The sequence below is a fragment of the uncultured Veillonella sp. genome (assembly GCF_934190855.1).
In the GTDB taxonomy this organism is placed as follows: domain Bacteria; phylum Bacillota; class Negativicutes; order Veillonellales; family Veillonellaceae; genus Veillonella.
In genome coordinates this window covers 1-14,353 of sequence record NZ_CAKPTN010000031.1, presented here as the reverse complement: position 1 = coordinate 14,353, position 14,353 = coordinate 1, and the positions used below count along the sequence as shown (strand labels likewise).

Below are 14,353 nucleotides of genomic sequence, written 5' to 3'. Positions count from 1 at the left end.
TAATTCCGCAGCTAGTAAGGCCTATCGAGCTCAACAGCAAGGAACAGCAACCGTTAATACTGATGCGGATGCGACTATGAATGAAGATATGTGGTCGAATCCAGGTATTGTGCGCGATGAAGAGGAAATCAGTCGTTTTGGATTTGATGGAACGCCTAGGCCTATCGATCGAGGCGCCTTTTTGCGCAGACCAGTTGTGAAAGATTCACGAAATAAAGAGTTTTACGATATTGCTGATGCGGTGTATTATGAAGTGTATAAAGAACATTTTGATGAGACTGTTGTTAAGTAAATTCTATGTTTGGAGGTCATTATGAAACCATTTGAAACGAAGGATTATAAGGCTTTTACCATGTTTGAGGAGCGTTGGGCTCTTGTTACAGCAGGCACGCTTGATGATTTTAATACTTGTACAGTTAGCTGGGGCAGTATGGGCAACGTATGGGGGCCTAATGGCGGCGACATGTCCACGGTGACCGTGTACATTCATCCAGCTCGTTATACACAAGAATTCATGGCGAAATACGATACCTTTACAGTTAGTTTCTTCCCTGAAAGCCAACGTAAGGCTCTTGGTTACTTAGGTTCTCATTCGGGCCGCGACGAAGATAAGGTTGCTAACTCTGGTTTAACACCAGTGGCAGCAGGCGATGGAGTGACCTTCAAAGAAGCAGATTTAACATTTGTATGTAAAAAACTGTATGAACATCAATTTGATGAAGCACATTTGGCAGATAACGTAAAGGAATATTATGCAGCGAATCCGTCTATGTATACTCAAGTTGGTAAAGATCGTTGGGAACCACACTATATGTACATCGGCGAAGTAGTTGAGGCTATAGAGAAATAGGTTCTAGATTAATCAATATAGCTTACAGATCAAAACAAAATATAGCCAAACCAATTTTGGCATACAAAAAAGGCAGCCCCTAGTGGCTGCTTTTTTGCCGTTTGATTTATCAAAATAAGTCATAAATTTGATGAAAAATAAGTATATATGAGGTGATGGTGAGGAATGGCTTATATAGTGGGTTCTTGTATTGATAACTACTATAAATTGTATATTTTAGCAAAATTTTGTTAATTTTACCCCCACAAAAAGGCCAAAATCTGATATAATATTAGTATAGAAATCGATGTATAAAAGGACTAAAAATTGTGTGTGTAAACTAGTTTTTCGTTAAGAAAATCTAGGTAGTTCTTACTATTTAGTCGATGCGATCGGAACGTTGTATATATCAAACGACTACGCAAATGCGTAGTTTTTATTATTTTATGTTTGGCGTAGGTAGTCCCATGAGTGTAGTGAAGCCCTTATTATGGCTATTAGAACCGTATATCGTATACAAAGCCTATTTGTGGGGCGCTCGTTTTGTAGCACATCCTCTCACGTGGGAAGGCGAAGTTGATTTGTTTGCTTTGATGTTAACCGTCTTGCTCATCCTTGATGCGGTGGCTTTGCCGCTCGTGATTTTTTATTGCCCTGGCTTAAATCCTAGAGTGCGTGTGCCCGATTGGATTCATCGTTTAGGCACGCCCATTTACATCGTCCATAACTGGCTCGACGGCAAGGTGGGTGGCGGCACGTCTACACCGATTGTATGGCTCCGCAAAACCTTGCATTCTCTATTGTTATTCATCTATTATCTCGTGCCATTTTACGTAGGCGGACATCTCCTGATGGGCCTCGTGGTGGCGCTCATGTATGACGTCCTCGTATGGGCGCATGGTGGTGTGTAATGGCAACTTGCGACTGGCCGACGACGCCTTTGTATCAGGCGTACCACGATCATGAGTGGGGCCGACCAATTCATGATGATAGGCTTCAATTTGAACATCTTTGTCTTGAAAGCCTCCAATGTGGCCTTAGCTGGCTTACTATTTTAAATAAACGCGACATTATTCGAGGCTGCTTTGATAATTTTGATATTGAGGCAGTCTCTTCTTATAGTGAAAGCGACATCAACCGGATTATGCAAACCGAGGGTATGCTCAAGTCCCGTCCAAAAATCGAAGCGATTATTAATAATGCTTCTGCTTTTAAACGTATTCAATCTGAATTTGGTTCGTTTTGCAATTATATTTGGGCTTTCACAAATAACAAGACCATTATCTATGACAAGCATCCAGATGGGCAGGTGCCCGCTAAGAACGGTTTATCTACGCGGATTAGCAAAGACCTAAAGAAAAGAGGCTTCAAGTTTGTCGGGCCTGTTACGATCTATTCGCACCTCCAAGCCAGCGGCCTTATCAACGATCACGGTAAAGACTGTCCTTGCTTTGAAGAGATAAATCAAAGTGCAGATACAGTGCGACTACCTGTGGACGATGAAGGCTGATAACATAGTAAATTTTATAAGTCAAATGACTAAATATCTTGTTGCCCTTAATAGATTGTAGACTTTAACCGCTTATATTGCTCAGTATACTTGTTAATTGGTGCCATATAACTGATGCTTGTATTATAAGTTAACAATAATTTTTGTGCATATTAGGTGTTACAAAGGTGAACTTGTTGTTCTATAGAATCAGGTGTACACTAATGTGGATGAGATGATAGCGACTCATCATATGTCAGTCCGCTTTATATACAAACACATTCTCTCTCCAAAGCGGAACTCTCATAATCTTCTCTCTCAAACGCTATAAACCTGCATAAAGCCTCTATCCTTAAGTGGATAGAGGCTTTTTGCCGTTTAATTTAGTTTTACACTATATAAATTGATTTATTTCGATATAGTTGCTATACTAAACATGATTTAATACCATTGCTATTCTAAATTTGATTTAACATTGTTACTATACTAAATTTGATTTAACACAGTTGCTTTCACAATTAAAGAAGGGAAATATATGATTGGTTTGGGAACGGCCATTAACATTGGCCTCATTATAGCCGGCAGCCTTTGCGGTCTCGCATTCGGTCGGTTTATGAAAGAAAATTTAAAACAGACGCTCATGATGGTGAGCGGTATCATCGTGCTGCTCCTCGGTATGAGCGGCGCTATGCAGTATATGCTCGTTATCGTGAACGGCACGCTGCAAACGACGGGGCCTATGCTGATGATTATTAGCATGGTGGCTGGCGCCATTATTGGGGAGGTCATCGACCTCAATCGTTGGATTACTGTCTTTGGTGACTGGGTGAAAGCTCGCACAGGTAACGCCGGTGATCCGAAGTTTACCCATGCTTTTATCACTGCATCGCTTACCTTTACCGTAGGTGCTATGGGTGTACTAGGCTCTATTCAAGACGGTCTTACTGGTAATTATCAGACGCTATTACTAAAAGGCATCCTCGATGGTATCATCGTTATGGTTATGGTATCCTCCATGGGCAAAGGGGCGCTGTTCTCCTTTATTCCTGTAGGTATTACCCAATGGATTATCACTGCTATGGCACATATCGCAGCACCGTTGATGACACCGAGCGCTATCGACAACCTGTCCTACGTTGGGTCCATCTTGATCTTCTGCGTCGGTATCGATCTCATCTGGCCTGGTAAAATACGCATTGCCAACCTCTTGCCAGCTATCTTCGTGGCTATGGGCTTAACATTCTTGCTGTAAAAGAATGTTAAATCACATAATACCTAGTATTTTCGAAAATACTAAAAAACATTATGAATAGCATTATATAGCATTAAAAATTAATATAGATTTCTGAAAGACCTGTATTCTTTGGACCATTTTATGTCTACTTTGGACATGATGTGGTAGAAAATATAGGTCTTTTTTATTTTTGGAAGTCTATTTGTAATGAAATAACTCGTGACACTCTTTAATTCAATTAGATTGATTTAGGTAGATGTTTACGTTCCGAAATAGGTGACCAATAGAGTCACTCCCTAAGTAGGATTTGACTGGTATTACCTAGAAACCTTTTACCAAAACTACTAGCTGGATAATTTTAATTTTTAATATACCTGTTATACAGGTATGTATTATTGAATTATACCTGTTTAACAGGTATAATCAAAGGAGAGATTCTATGATTATCGGATTTAAGGATAAGGACACAGAAAAAGTTTATTACCAGATCTTTTCTAAACGATTTTCTCCGTTTATACAACGTCTAGCTCTTCGTAAATTAATGTTGCTTGATGATGCTGAATCATTACAAGATTTACGTTGGCCTCCAGGGAATCGACTGGAATTGCTTCAAGGCGATCGATTTGGTCAGTATAGTTTGCGGATTAATAGCCAATACAGACTATGTTTTAAAGTAAAAGACATTAATAGCTTTTATGATGTAGAAATTGTTGATTATCATTGATAGAGAGGGGATTTTTGTGGAAAAGTTTATTCCTACACCTACCATTAGTGAAATATTGAAGGAAGAGTTTATGGAACCTTTAGGGTTATCTGCGTATAGATTAGCTAAGGATATACATGTGCCTGTTTCACGAATACAAGAAATATTGAATGGCACACGGTCTATTTCTGCAGATACGTCTTTGCGTCTAGCAAAATACTTTGGTGTTTCAGAAGGTTATTTTTTACGTTTGCAGATGGATGTTGATATACGTACAGCAAAACTTAGTGCAGGTATGGATGAAGCACTAGCCTCTATTAAGCATTGTGAAGCATTAGAGCCTGTGGACTGCCAATAAGATATTGATAATTTTCGATATATTTGGTACACTTATCATATAAGTAAGTTGTTATAATATTGAATATTGATATAAGGAGAACCTATGCTATTCGTTGAATACCCTAAATGCACAACATGCAAAAAAGCAAAGAAATTCTTAGATGATCATAAAGTTAAGTACACGGCTCGTGATATCAAAGCCGAAAATCCTACAGCTGAGGAAATCGCTGCTTGGTACCCACAATCTGGCAAAGATTTGAAAGCATTCTTTAATACGTCTGGTATGATCTACCGTGAACAACAATTAAAGGATAAATTGCCAAATCTTAGCGAAGAAGAAAAAGTAGCTTTATTAGCATCTAATGGCATGTTAGTAAAACGTCCTATCTTGGTTCTAAAAGATAAAGTTCTCGTTGGCTTTAAAGAAGCAGAATGGATTGAGGCGTTGAAGCTCTAATTTCATATCGGTAACCGAAAGAACAGGTCCCTAAAAGCCTCCAAAGCGAGCTAAGTCGTTTTTAGGGACCTGTTCTTTCTACGTCTAATAAAGAAATAAGAGCTTTCAACTAAAGCTCTTAAGGGTAGGTCATTTATTACTCATCGAAAAATTTAATTTGTATATTTCTTGTATGTTATGTATAATAGTTACACCATAGATATACCCCTATGGGTACATTTTTGTTTCCGGATTAAGTAAGGCCGGTTCTAGTTGATAGAGAGGTCTATATGAAGTTTTTACAATCACTAGCCGCGCAAGTTTCTTTGCGCACGCAAGGTGCCATTTTGGCGCTTGGCATTTTATTTATACTATTAGATTTAATCACGGAGCCGATGCATCCAGTCATCGATTTGGCTTGGGTCACGGTTATCGTCTGTGGGTTGCCATTGCTCATTAACAGCGTTAACAGTATTTGGGATAATTTAGAGATTCATGCTAATTTCCTCGTTGTTATCGCTATGGTAGCGCTTATCGCCATTGGTGATTATCATACAGCGGCGTATGTGGGAATTATCGTCCATGCTGGTTTCTTTTTGGAACAGCTCATTACAGGTGATGCACATTACACACTAGATGATGATATGTTACCAGCCATGCCGGCTCAGCTCGTAGCATTGCGTCAGGGCATCAATAACTATTCATCCGTTATCGTTGTGGCCGTAATGTTGCTATCCATGGGTTCCTTTGCATTGACTCAAGATTTCGTGCACACTGTGACGTTGTTACTTGTACTTTGTCCATGTTCCCTTGAGCTCATTCTAGTAGCGCTCATGATGGGTTCCCTCGTAGATGATAATTCTCCTGTATCGGAGCTTTCAAAAGGGGCGAAGCAGTCTCATTTGGGCTTGCTCATCGTGTCCATTCTATTCCACGTTGCCATCATTGGTACTGGCGTGTTGGGACTCATAGATCCTGTAACAGCCGTGGCGTTGCACGGATTAGCGCGACTTGGTCTCGTGTATAATTTGAAAGTATTAGACGGCTCTTTGTGTGTGGCTTAAATTAAAGTAAGTTATATAAATTAAAATGCATTGCATATAATAAAATCCCCTAGTAATTAGTTTACTAGGGGATTTTTGTATTTCTACAACGGTTTGTTGTAGATTTTTTTATGTTATTGGTGTCCTTTATCTCCAACCGTAAAGGTCAATCATAAAACGCATGAATAATTGCTCATGCGTTTGTGTAATGTGGTCATGCATGAATAATATAACTTCAATAGATCCAGTATTTACCTGTATTTTTAATTATATATGAATATTTGTACATATTTTGTTGTTGACACAAATATACCCATAGGGGTATAACATAATCATAGGGTATACCCCTATGGGTATACTAAAAGGAAAAAGTTGGTAAACATATAAAATGAAAGAATGTTTACCTTACGGTGTTATATACATGGACGCATGTATGTAGACTACAACCAATGTGTACATATCATTATATATAAGCTTTCACAGGAGGTAATTATGGAACGGTGGAACAAAGTAGCCGAATGGTTCGATTTGAATTGGGAAAAGATCACATTAGTAGTCGGTGGTATCGGCGTAGTATTTAGTTTATTAGGCATTCGTTTGGGATTACCATTCGACTGGGCATGGTTCACTATCCTATTGTGTGGTTTGCCTATCGTGTGGGGTGCGGCGGTTGCCATGTACGAAGAGTTCGACGTAAAAGCAGACCTCTTGGTATCCTTGGCGCTCATCGCGGCTGTAGCCATCGGTGAAGTATTTGCAGCCGCAGAGATTGCTTTCATCATGCAGCTCGGTGCAATGCTGGAAGAGTTCACTGTATCTAAAGCGCAAGCGGGCATTGAACGTCTCGTTAAATTGACGCCAACCACAGCACGTATTGTTCGTAACGGCAAAGAAGAGGTGTTGCCTGCAGACATCGTAACAGTAGGCGATGTAATCCGCGTATTGCCAGGCGAGGTTATCCCTGTAGATGGCACTATTTTGACTGGTGATACAGCAATCGATCAATCCGTTATGACTGGTGAGTCCATGCCAGTAGATAAAACAATTGGCGACGAAGTATTCTCTGGTACGGTGAACCAATTTGGTGCGTTTGATATGACTGCAACCAAAGAGGGCGAAGACAGTTCTATTCAACGCATGATTAAGCTCGTTAAATCTACAGATCCAGGCAATGCGAAAATCGTTAGCCTCGCTGACCGTTGGGCGACTTGGATCGTCGTGATTGCGCTCTTAGCAGCAGTTGGTACTTATGTAGTAACTGGTGAAATTATCCGAGCCGTAACTATCCTTGTTGTATTCTGTCCTTGCGCCCTTGTTTTGGCTACGCCAGCAGCAATCATGGCGGCTATTTCCAATGCCAGCCAACACGGTTTCCTCGTGCGCCGCGGCAACATTATGGAACGTTTGGCAAAGGTTGATACAATGACCTTTGATAAAACAGGTACATTGACTTATGGTACGCCTGAGGTGACTGCTGTTGAAACAGTGGGCACTATGTCTAATGATGAATTGTATCGCTTGGTAGCGTCTGTGGAAACTAAATCTGAGCACCCATTGGGCAAGGCTATTGTAAATGGCTTTACGTCTCACCATGGTGAAAGCTTCGATTCCGTAGATTCTTTCCGCATGGTTCCTGGTAAAGGCTTAGCGGCGACTGTAGAGGATAAATCTGTATTAGCTGGTAACGAAGCGATGATGAACTTGTCTAATGTGTCTATTACGGACTCCGTGAAAGCAGCTGTTCATGACCACTTGAACCGTGGTGCGTCCATTGTGTACGTTGCTGTTGATGGTATTTTGGCTGGTTATGTGGCGTTAGCTGACCGTGTTCGCCGTGAAAGCCGTGCCGTTGTTGAGTCCTTAAACGATCTTGATGTAATGCCAGTTCTGTTAACAGGTGACCATGGTACAACAGCTAGGACCATTGGTGAGCGTTTAAACGTTTCTCATATTATTGCTGATTGCTTGCCAGAAGACAAAATGAATACAGTGGCTCAACTGCAACAAGAAGGTAACATCGTAGCCATGGTAGGCGATGGTGTCAACGATGCGCCTGCTCTTAAGAAGTCTGATGTAGGTATTGCTATGGGCGGTGTAGGCAGTGATATCGCTGTAGAAGCAGCAGATATCGTTCTTGTAAACGATAATGTAAAAGAAATCCCTCACCTCGTAGCATTGTCTAAACGCATGATGACAACCATTAAAATCAACCTTTCCTTCTCCTTGCTTTTGAACTTTGTAGCTATTATCTTGGCTATGATTGGTACATTGTCCCCAGTATGGGGTGCCCTTGTTCACAACGGCGGTAGCCTTCTCGTAGTAGCGAACTCTGCACTACTTTTACGTTGGGCTTATAAATCTAACCACGTCGTAGAAGATGATAATTCCATCCTTGTAAAAGCAGCTCGTAAACGCGTGTTTGAAGGATAATTAAAATTTATCTACCGTTTTGATTGATAAGGGGCATCATGAGCTAAAACGTAATAAAGTCAATAAAATAGCGCTGTCTATTCCAATAGACACTTAATTAGAGTTGTGGGATAGATAGCGCTTTTGTGTTGTATATTAATTGTGAATATATTTATATACTATATGTGAATCTATAGGTTTATCCTAGTTAATCATTTGCTACAGCAATCATACTATGATATAGGTAGTTTCTAGTTGTCATTAATCAATATAGGTTACAGGATAGCCTTTGGCTTCGATTTCGCGGCGGTTGAGACCATTTGGTAAGTCTGGGTAGCCAAATGCAAGGCTCGCATAAACTTTTTCGCCTTCTTTAAGGCCTAGTTCACGCATTTTAGCTTGGATGCGTTCGTTGTCTTGGAGGTGACGGATTTGGTTAACCCAGCAGCTACCAAGGTCGAGTTCATTGCAAGCAAGCATCATGTTTTGCATCGCACAAGATACATCGGCAAAGTTATTCGCGTAGTTTGCTTGGCTCGCTAGTACGATGAGAACCGGTGCATTATAGTTAAATACAAACTTGCCTTCCGCAGACATTTTAATGATGTTCACCATGTAAGGCAATGTATTTTCTGTAATCGGCATTTTGCCGTATTCCTCTTGTACAAGTGTGACTAATTCATTGAGTACATCTTGGTTCGTGATGACCATGAAGTGTGTTAATTGTGTATTACCGCCAGATGGGGCACGACGACCAGCGTCGAGTACTTGGTCGATAAGTTCACGAGATACTTGATCTGCTTTAAATTTACGCGTACTATGACGAGTTTTGATACATTCTAAGGTATTCATGTGGGCCTCCTATGACAAATGAAATTTGATATAGAGTTTCTTTCATTATACTACAAGGGAGGACCTAGGAGGGGACAGATTTTTACTAAAGGATCTTATTGAATTAATCATATTGACAAAAATAGATATAATTTTTATAATATTAATTGTATAAAATTATATTTTTAACATTTTAGTTAAATGTATAGTAATATCAGTACAGAATTGGATCATTATAGCCGTCTTAAAACGTTCTATAAAGTGGGTAAAGGTATGTGATCATAATTCAGATATCAAAAAAATTTATTAATAGGTTCACAGTTTTATGGTAAGAATTTTGCCCATAAATTCTATAGAAGTTGACAATTATTAACGAATAACAAAAAAAATATTAATTAATTGACAAATTTAAAAATATCTGTACAAAGTAGGGATTTAACGTTGACTGCTTGCCGTAGAATTGTGTACAATTAATTTGTAGATTATTGTGTGCATATGGAGGTAGAATATGGCAGAAATTGGCGTACTGGAAGGTTACAAACATAAAGAAGACGTACCTGACGCAGAGTACATGAAATTAGAAAACCAATTGAGCTTCCCACTTTATGTAGTGGCGAAGGAGATTGTTAATGCATATCGAAGTCACTTGGATCCTTTAAATTTGACATATACTCAATACATCGTAATGATGGCATTGTGGCAATATGGTGACTTGTCCGTTAAAGAATTAGGCCAAGTATTGCGCCTTGATTCTGGTACGTTAACACCGCTTTTAAAGAAATTAGAGGCAAAAGCATTCTTGAAGCGTAAACGTAGCCGTCAAGATGAACGCGTAGTTATGGTAACCCTTACTGATACTGGCAAAGCATTACGTGATGAAGCTGTTCATATACCTCGCCGCTTGTCTGAAGCAGCAGGTCCAATTTTCGACGTAGAAGAAACGCGTCAAATGCGTATGTTGCTCAATAAATTACTAGAAGCAATCGATAATGCAAATGCTAGAACAGCAGCTACTTCTAAAGGCTAATTTTATAGAACCTCATATGCATTCATTCTGTAATCGAAGATATCCTATATTTTATTAAAAATGTGATATACTATACATATAGCGTATTGTACATAGGTCATGGAGAGAATGACCCGATTGTGATTTGCCTTCGAGGCATAAAGGAGAGCATTATGAATAAAAATTTATTAGGTGCATTTGTATTAGCAGGTACATTATTAGTGGGTGGCGTTGCAAACGCAGCAAACTGGAATGGTTTGGCTAACTACCCAGAGGTTCCAAACAGTGCAAATGGTACAGAAACGTATTTCTTCGATAAAGCATCTGAGTTCAAAGGTATCGACAGTAGCCGTAACTATGTATTTGGTATTAATGTAATTAACATGCATAATAACCAATACGGTGAAGCTACATTGTTCAAATATCTTGTACACCCAAGCTTGCATACTGTATATCGTTTCTCCCCAGATGGTCAAGTATATCAAATCCAACCTGGTAGCAACGAATTCAATATGTTCATGGCTGCTTGGAAAGAAGTATACGGTACTGACTTCTCTTTCCCAGCATTATAATTTGATGGCTCGTGCCGTAATAATTACATAACTATTGCTGGTGAAAGCTCGTTTGGGCTTTCACCAGTGTTGTTTATGGAGGTTTTTCTATGTCCAAATCTGAATTTGCTCAAGCCTATACGGAGCGCATGTTCCCTGATATTGCAGCCCCAGCAGGTTATATTGATCCTGAGTTTGAAGTTTTGTTTGATAATTTCGCATTCGATGAAGTCATCACTGAAGAAGGCCGCAATGTGCCTGCAAAGGATCGCTTCTTGGCTATCCTTGCAACCTTAGTTGGTGCCTCTGCCGTTGATGAATATGCATTGATGCTACCAGCAGCTCTCAACTTTGGGTTGATTCCTGACGAAGTGGTGGAGCTCATTTATCAGGCCGTACCATATCTTGGTATTGGTCGTGTGCGTCCATTCTTCAAGGTGACGAACAAGATTTTTGATTATCGTGGAGAAACCATTGCTGATCCATCCCGAAGCACGATTACTCGCGAGTCTCGTCTTGAAAAGGGCGTAGAGAAACAAGTGGAAATCTTTGGTGAAGCGGTGCGCAATTCCTATCAAGAAGGTCCTGAGGATACACGTCACATCAAAAAGTGGCTAGCCAATATGTTTGGTGATTACTATACTCGTAAAGGCCTTAGCGTAGCTCATCGCGAAATGATTACCTTCTGCTTCTTGGCCGCTCAAGGTGGTTGTGAACCGCAACTCAAGGCTCACGTAGAAGGGAACTTGAACGTAGGGAACAGCAAACAATATTTGATTAACATTGCATCCCAATGCGTGCCGTACATCGGCTATCCTCGTACCTTGAATGCCCTTCGTTGCATTCAAGACGGCTATACCGCATGGGAAGCTAAACAATAAGGTGTTATATAACTAAATAAACGCATTATGTAACTAATAATGTATTAAGTCACTCATAAAGGAGTTCTATGTTTGATTTAAATCCGGTTCAGATTTTAGCAAGTATTCCTGCTATTATCATCGTTTTTTCTATCTTTGGATATGCAGAGGCGAAGGTAGCAACTTGGTTTGGTGATCCAACGCCCCGTATGGCAGGGCGACTCACTTTGTCCCCTTTAGCACATCTCGATTTAATCGGTACCCTCTGCATTATTCTTGTTGGTTTTGGTTGGCCAAAGGGGATGGCGATCAATCCATCCTATTTTAAAGACCCACGCCGTGATATGAGCTTGCTTGCCTTTGCAGGTCCTGTGGCAGGTCTTATTACAGGGTTTATATTTACTTTTATATATGTGCTCTTGGGTAATTTAGGGTTCATGCAGTCTCAAGGTCTTGCGATGGTTATGCAATATATTATTTTGTATAGCATTGGTTTATCTATCTTCTGCTTGATTCCATTCCCACCATTGCCTGGTTTTAATATAATTTTGCCGTGGTTACCAACAGAATGGCAAATTAAATATTATCAATTAGGGATGATTAATTTAATTTTCTTTATCATCCTCATCAATACACCAATTATTTCTATGGTTATCCGTCCATTGCAACAAACGATTTTTAAAATCTACTTTGCAATCATTGGGGCCATTCTTTAAACGTACTTGGTGAAAGCCTCTACCTTATAGGGAATCCTATTCTGGTAGAGGTTTTTTATTTATATTAAAAACTATCGATATGCTTTGGAAAATATGATATACTAAGTACAGAAATCGTAAATTTTCGATATACTAATAGTACAGTGTATGATTAGATACTATTGATAGAGTAAGTTGATCTACTAAATCGGTATGTAAAGTAATACACTAAATCGATACGTAAAGCGATATATTAAATCGATATAGTATATAGATATTCAAGTGAATAAAAGAGGAATTACATATGAATTTTGAAGATAATCAAGTGCCAGAGGCAATTCTGGACAAGCTTACAAAGGTGTGTACATGCCGTAGCATTACGCGCAAAACGATTAAAGAAGCCATTTTAGATGGTGCTCATACATTTCCAGAGGTAAAAGAAGCAACTCGTGCTGGCACGGGTGCTTGCGGTGGTAAAGGCTGTGGCCCTCGCATCGTAAAGCTTTTAGCTGAAATGAAAGAGCAAGGCAAAATTTAAAAATGAAATTTGAATAACACATTTTAATGTGAAGTTCAAACTACAAATTACAAGCTATAAACTATAAAATACAAATTGTAAAACACATAGCTTGTAGTGAAGCTATAAAGACTATTCCTTAAACCTAGAATGACTATTACTTCAACTAATACGGTATATTCGTAGGTTTTGGGTAATAGTCTTTTTTTGTTATAAGCTATTATTTTGATATACTATACATAATACTTTTTAGAGATTTTGGAGGTATATATGTTTCGACGTTTCGTAGCAGCTGCGATGATCGGCGCCTTAGCGGTCACGACGGGTTGCGGTTTACATAATCCCTTTACTTCAAAGGCTGAGCCTGTAACCTATGAATCTGTGGCGCAAAGCGAGCTTTCACCAGAGCAAAAGGTGGATAAATTGGTGGCTAATATGTCCGATGCGGATAAGGTTGGTCAATTGATGATGATTGGTATTCACGGCAAGACCTTGAACGATGATGCTAAATTCATGCTCAACGAGTACCGTGTGGGCGGCATTATCTTGTTCGACCGCAACATGGAGTCCAAGGATCAAGTTAAGACGCTCATTACAGATATTAACAAGGCCGGTAAAAGCGCGGGCTTAACGCCGTTATTCCTCGGTATCGACCAAGAGGGCGGTGCCGTAGCGCGCATGGATGATCAGCTTATAAAGGTTCCTCCAGCGGAAGAGGTAGGCAAGGAGTCCGTCGAGCAAGCTGCATCCTTGGCGAAAGAGGTAGGCACTGAGTTAAAAGACTTAGGTTTTAACATTAACTTTGCCCCTGTGGCGGACTTGGGCTTAACCTATGGGCGATCCTATAGCACGAACCCTGATGAGGTCGTACGCTATGCCAGCGCTGTTGGTAAATCTTACGACGAAGCGGGCTTGTGGTATTCTTATAAACACTTCCCAGGAATCGGCAAGACTGACGTAGATTTACACGCGGACACAAGCATCGTTCCTGTATCTAAAGAAATACTGCTTTCAGAGGACACAAAGGTATTCGTAGACCTCATTAAACAGTCTAAACCGAATACATATACAATCATGGTGTCTCATGCGATGTACCCACAAATCGATCCAGACCATCCATCTAGCTTGTCTAAAGCCATCATTACGGACTGGTTGCGCAAGGATATGGGCTATAACGGCGTGGTCGTAACGGACGATATGGACATGGGCGCCCTCGCGAAACATTACACCTTCGGCGATATGGCGGTGCAATCCATTCTTGCAGGTAGCGATATCTTGCTCGTATGCCACGAATACGAACACATGCAAGAGGCTTACAATGGCCTGATGAAAGCTGTGAAAGACGGTCGTATCTCGAAAGAACGACTCGATGAATCTGTGAAACGAATCTTGCTTATGAAAATGAGCAGAG

General features: G+C 40.1%; 16 protein-coding genes and 1 pseudogene. 16 read left to right on the top strand and 1 reads right to left on the bottom strand.

The features are described 5' to 3' along the window. The 10 genes and pseudogenes from Q0F90_RS03300 to Q0F90_RS03255 all read left to right on the top strand — a co-directional run. Positions 1–292: pseudogene (locus Q0F90_RS03300) on the top strand (hypothetical protein); the annotation flags it as partial. Between the two features lie 21 nt (positions 293–313). Then, positions 314–850, top strand: coding sequence for a flavin reductase (locus Q0F90_RS03295; protein WP_296003320.1), 537 nt, complete (start codon positions 314–316; stop codon positions 848–850). A 446-nt stretch (positions 851–1,296) separates the two neighbouring features. Then, positions 1,297–1,740 carry a hypothetical protein gene (locus Q0F90_RS03290; RefSeq protein WP_296003319.1) on the top strand — a complete coding sequence of 148 codons (444 nt, stop codon included), beginning with the start codon at positions 1,297–1,299 and terminating at the stop codon, positions 1,738–1,740. Next, positions 1,740–2,339, top strand: a complete 600-nt coding sequence (locus tag Q0F90_RS03285; RefSeq protein ID WP_296003317.1) for a DNA-3-methyladenine glycosylase I — start codon at positions 1,740–1,742, stop codon at positions 2,337–2,339. The genes Q0F90_RS03290 and Q0F90_RS03285 overlap by 1 nt, the downstream gene beginning before the upstream one ends. 514 nt (positions 2,340–2,853) lie before the next feature. Next, entirely contained in the window at positions 2,854–3,570 is a 717-nt protein-coding gene (locus tag Q0F90_RS03280) for a DUF554 domain-containing protein (protein ID WP_296003315.1), read from the top strand. Positions 3,571–3,991: 421 nt separating this feature from the next. Continuing rightward, positions 3,992–4,276, top strand: a complete 285-nt coding sequence (locus tag Q0F90_RS03275; RefSeq protein ID WP_296003313.1) for a type II toxin-antitoxin system RelE/ParE family toxin — start codon at positions 3,992–3,994, stop codon at positions 4,274–4,276. A gap of 16 nt (positions 4,277–4,292) precedes the next feature. Then, a complete protein-coding gene (locus Q0F90_RS03270) occupies positions 4,293–4,613 on the top strand; it encodes a HigA family addiction module antitoxin (protein ID WP_296003310.1) in 321 nt (106 codons plus the stop codon). 84 nt (positions 4,614–4,697) lie between these two features. Further along, positions 4,698–5,051, top strand: coding sequence for a Spx/MgsR family RNA polymerase-binding regulatory protein (locus Q0F90_RS03265; RefSeq protein WP_009352301.1), 354 nt, complete (start codon positions 4,698–4,700; stop codon positions 5,049–5,051). Between the two features lie 269 nt (positions 5,052–5,320). Then, positions 5,321–6,094, top strand: a complete 774-nt coding sequence (locus Q0F90_RS03260) for a hypothetical protein (RefSeq protein WP_296003307.1) — start codon at positions 5,321–5,323, stop codon at positions 6,092–6,094. A gap of 471 nt (positions 6,095–6,565) precedes the next feature. Continuing rightward, on the top strand, positions 6,566–8,503 hold the full coding sequence (locus Q0F90_RS03255; protein WP_296003304.1) for a cation-translocating P-type ATPase: 1,938 nt from the start codon (positions 6,566–6,568) through the stop codon (positions 8,501–8,503). 240 nt (positions 8,504–8,743) lie between these two features. On the opposite strand, the gene Q0F90_RS03250 is transcribed toward Q0F90_RS03255, so the two are convergent. Continuing rightward, complete coding sequence (locus Q0F90_RS03250) at positions 8,744–9,334, bottom strand: nitroreductase (RefSeq protein ID WP_296003302.1); 591 nt, start codon at positions 9,332–9,334, stop codon at positions 8,744–8,746. A 487-nt stretch (positions 9,335–9,821) separates the two neighbouring features. Here Q0F90_RS03250 and Q0F90_RS03245 point away from each other — a divergent pair, with 487 nt between their 5' ends. The 6 genes from Q0F90_RS03245 to Q0F90_RS03220 all read left to right on the top strand — a co-directional run. After that, a complete protein-coding gene (locus Q0F90_RS03245; protein WP_296003300.1) occupies positions 9,822–10,340 on the top strand; it encodes a MarR family winged helix-turn-helix transcriptional regulator in 519 nt (172 codons plus the stop codon). A 152-nt stretch (positions 10,341–10,492) separates the two neighbouring features. Further along, positions 10,493–10,891 carry a hypothetical protein gene (locus Q0F90_RS03240; RefSeq protein ID WP_296003298.1) on the top strand — a complete coding sequence of 133 codons (399 nt, stop codon included), beginning with the start codon at positions 10,493–10,495 and terminating at the stop codon, positions 10,889–10,891. Between the two features lie 89 nt (positions 10,892–10,980). Next, positions 10,981–11,751 (top strand): carboxymuconolactone decarboxylase family protein, encoded by a 771-nt coding sequence (locus tag Q0F90_RS03235; protein ID WP_296003296.1) that lies wholly within the window; start codon positions 10,981–10,983, stop codon positions 11,749–11,751. A 68-nt stretch (positions 11,752–11,819) separates the two neighbouring features. Then, on the top strand, positions 11,820–12,446 hold the full coding sequence (locus Q0F90_RS03230) for a site-2 protease family protein (protein ID WP_296003294.1): 627 nt from the start codon (positions 11,820–11,822) through the stop codon (positions 12,444–12,446). A 283-nt stretch (positions 12,447–12,729) separates the two neighbouring features. Beyond that, complete coding sequence (locus Q0F90_RS03225; protein WP_009352375.1) at positions 12,730–12,963, top strand: (2Fe-2S)-binding protein; 234 nt, start codon at positions 12,730–12,732, stop codon at positions 12,961–12,963. 249 nt (positions 12,964–13,212) lie between these two features. Continuing rightward, positions 13,213–14,353: glycoside hydrolase family 3 N-terminal domain-containing protein (locus Q0F90_RS03220; protein WP_296003291.1), on the top strand; the 1,141-nt coding region annotated here is incomplete at its 3' end.

Excerpts from the sequence above, each read along its gene's own strand:
- Q0F90_RS03295 (WP_296003320.1), top strand. The coding sequence starts at position 314 with ATGAAACCATTTGAAACGAAGGATTATAAGGCTTTTACCATGTTTGAG.
- Q0F90_RS03290 (WP_296003319.1), top strand. The coding sequence starts at position 1,297 with ATGAGTGTAGTGAAGCCCTTATTATGGCTATTAGAACCGTATATCGTA.
- Q0F90_RS03285 (WP_296003317.1), top strand. The coding sequence starts at position 1,740 with ATGGCAACTTGCGACTGGCCGACGACGCCTTTGTATCAGGCGTACCAC.
- Q0F90_RS03280 (WP_296003315.1), top strand. The coding sequence starts at position 2,854 with ATGATTGGTTTGGGAACGGCCATTAACATTGGCCTCATTATAGCCGGC.
- Q0F90_RS03275 (WP_296003313.1), top strand. The coding sequence starts at position 3,992 with ATGATTATCGGATTTAAGGATAAGGACACAGAAAAAGTTTATTACCAG.
- Q0F90_RS03265 (WP_009352301.1), top strand. The coding sequence starts at position 4,698 with ATGCTATTCGTTGAATACCCTAAATGCACAACATGCAAAAAAGCAAAG.
- Q0F90_RS03260 (WP_296003307.1), top strand. The coding sequence starts at position 5,321 with ATGAAGTTTTTACAATCACTAGCCGCGCAAGTTTCTTTGCGCACGCAA.
- Q0F90_RS03255 (WP_296003304.1), top strand. The coding sequence starts at position 6,566 with ATGGAACGGTGGAACAAAGTAGCCGAATGGTTCGATTTGAATTGGGAA.
- Q0F90_RS03250 (WP_296003302.1), bottom strand. The coding sequence starts at position 9,334 with ATGAATACCTTAGAATGTATCAAAACTCGTCATAGTACGCGTAAATTT.
- Q0F90_RS03245 (WP_296003300.1), top strand. The coding sequence starts at position 9,822 with ATGGCAGAAATTGGCGTACTGGAAGGTTACAAACATAAAGAAGACGTA.
- Q0F90_RS03240 (WP_296003298.1), top strand. The coding sequence starts at position 10,493 with ATGAATAAAAATTTATTAGGTGCATTTGTATTAGCAGGTACATTATTA.
- Q0F90_RS03235 (WP_296003296.1), top strand. The coding sequence starts at position 10,981 with ATGTCCAAATCTGAATTTGCTCAAGCCTATACGGAGCGCATGTTCCCT.
- Q0F90_RS03230 (WP_296003294.1), top strand. The coding sequence starts at position 11,820 with ATGTTTGATTTAAATCCGGTTCAGATTTTAGCAAGTATTCCTGCTATT.
- Q0F90_RS03225 (WP_009352375.1), top strand. The coding sequence starts at position 12,730 with ATGAATTTTGAAGATAATCAAGTGCCAGAGGCAATTCTGGACAAGCTT.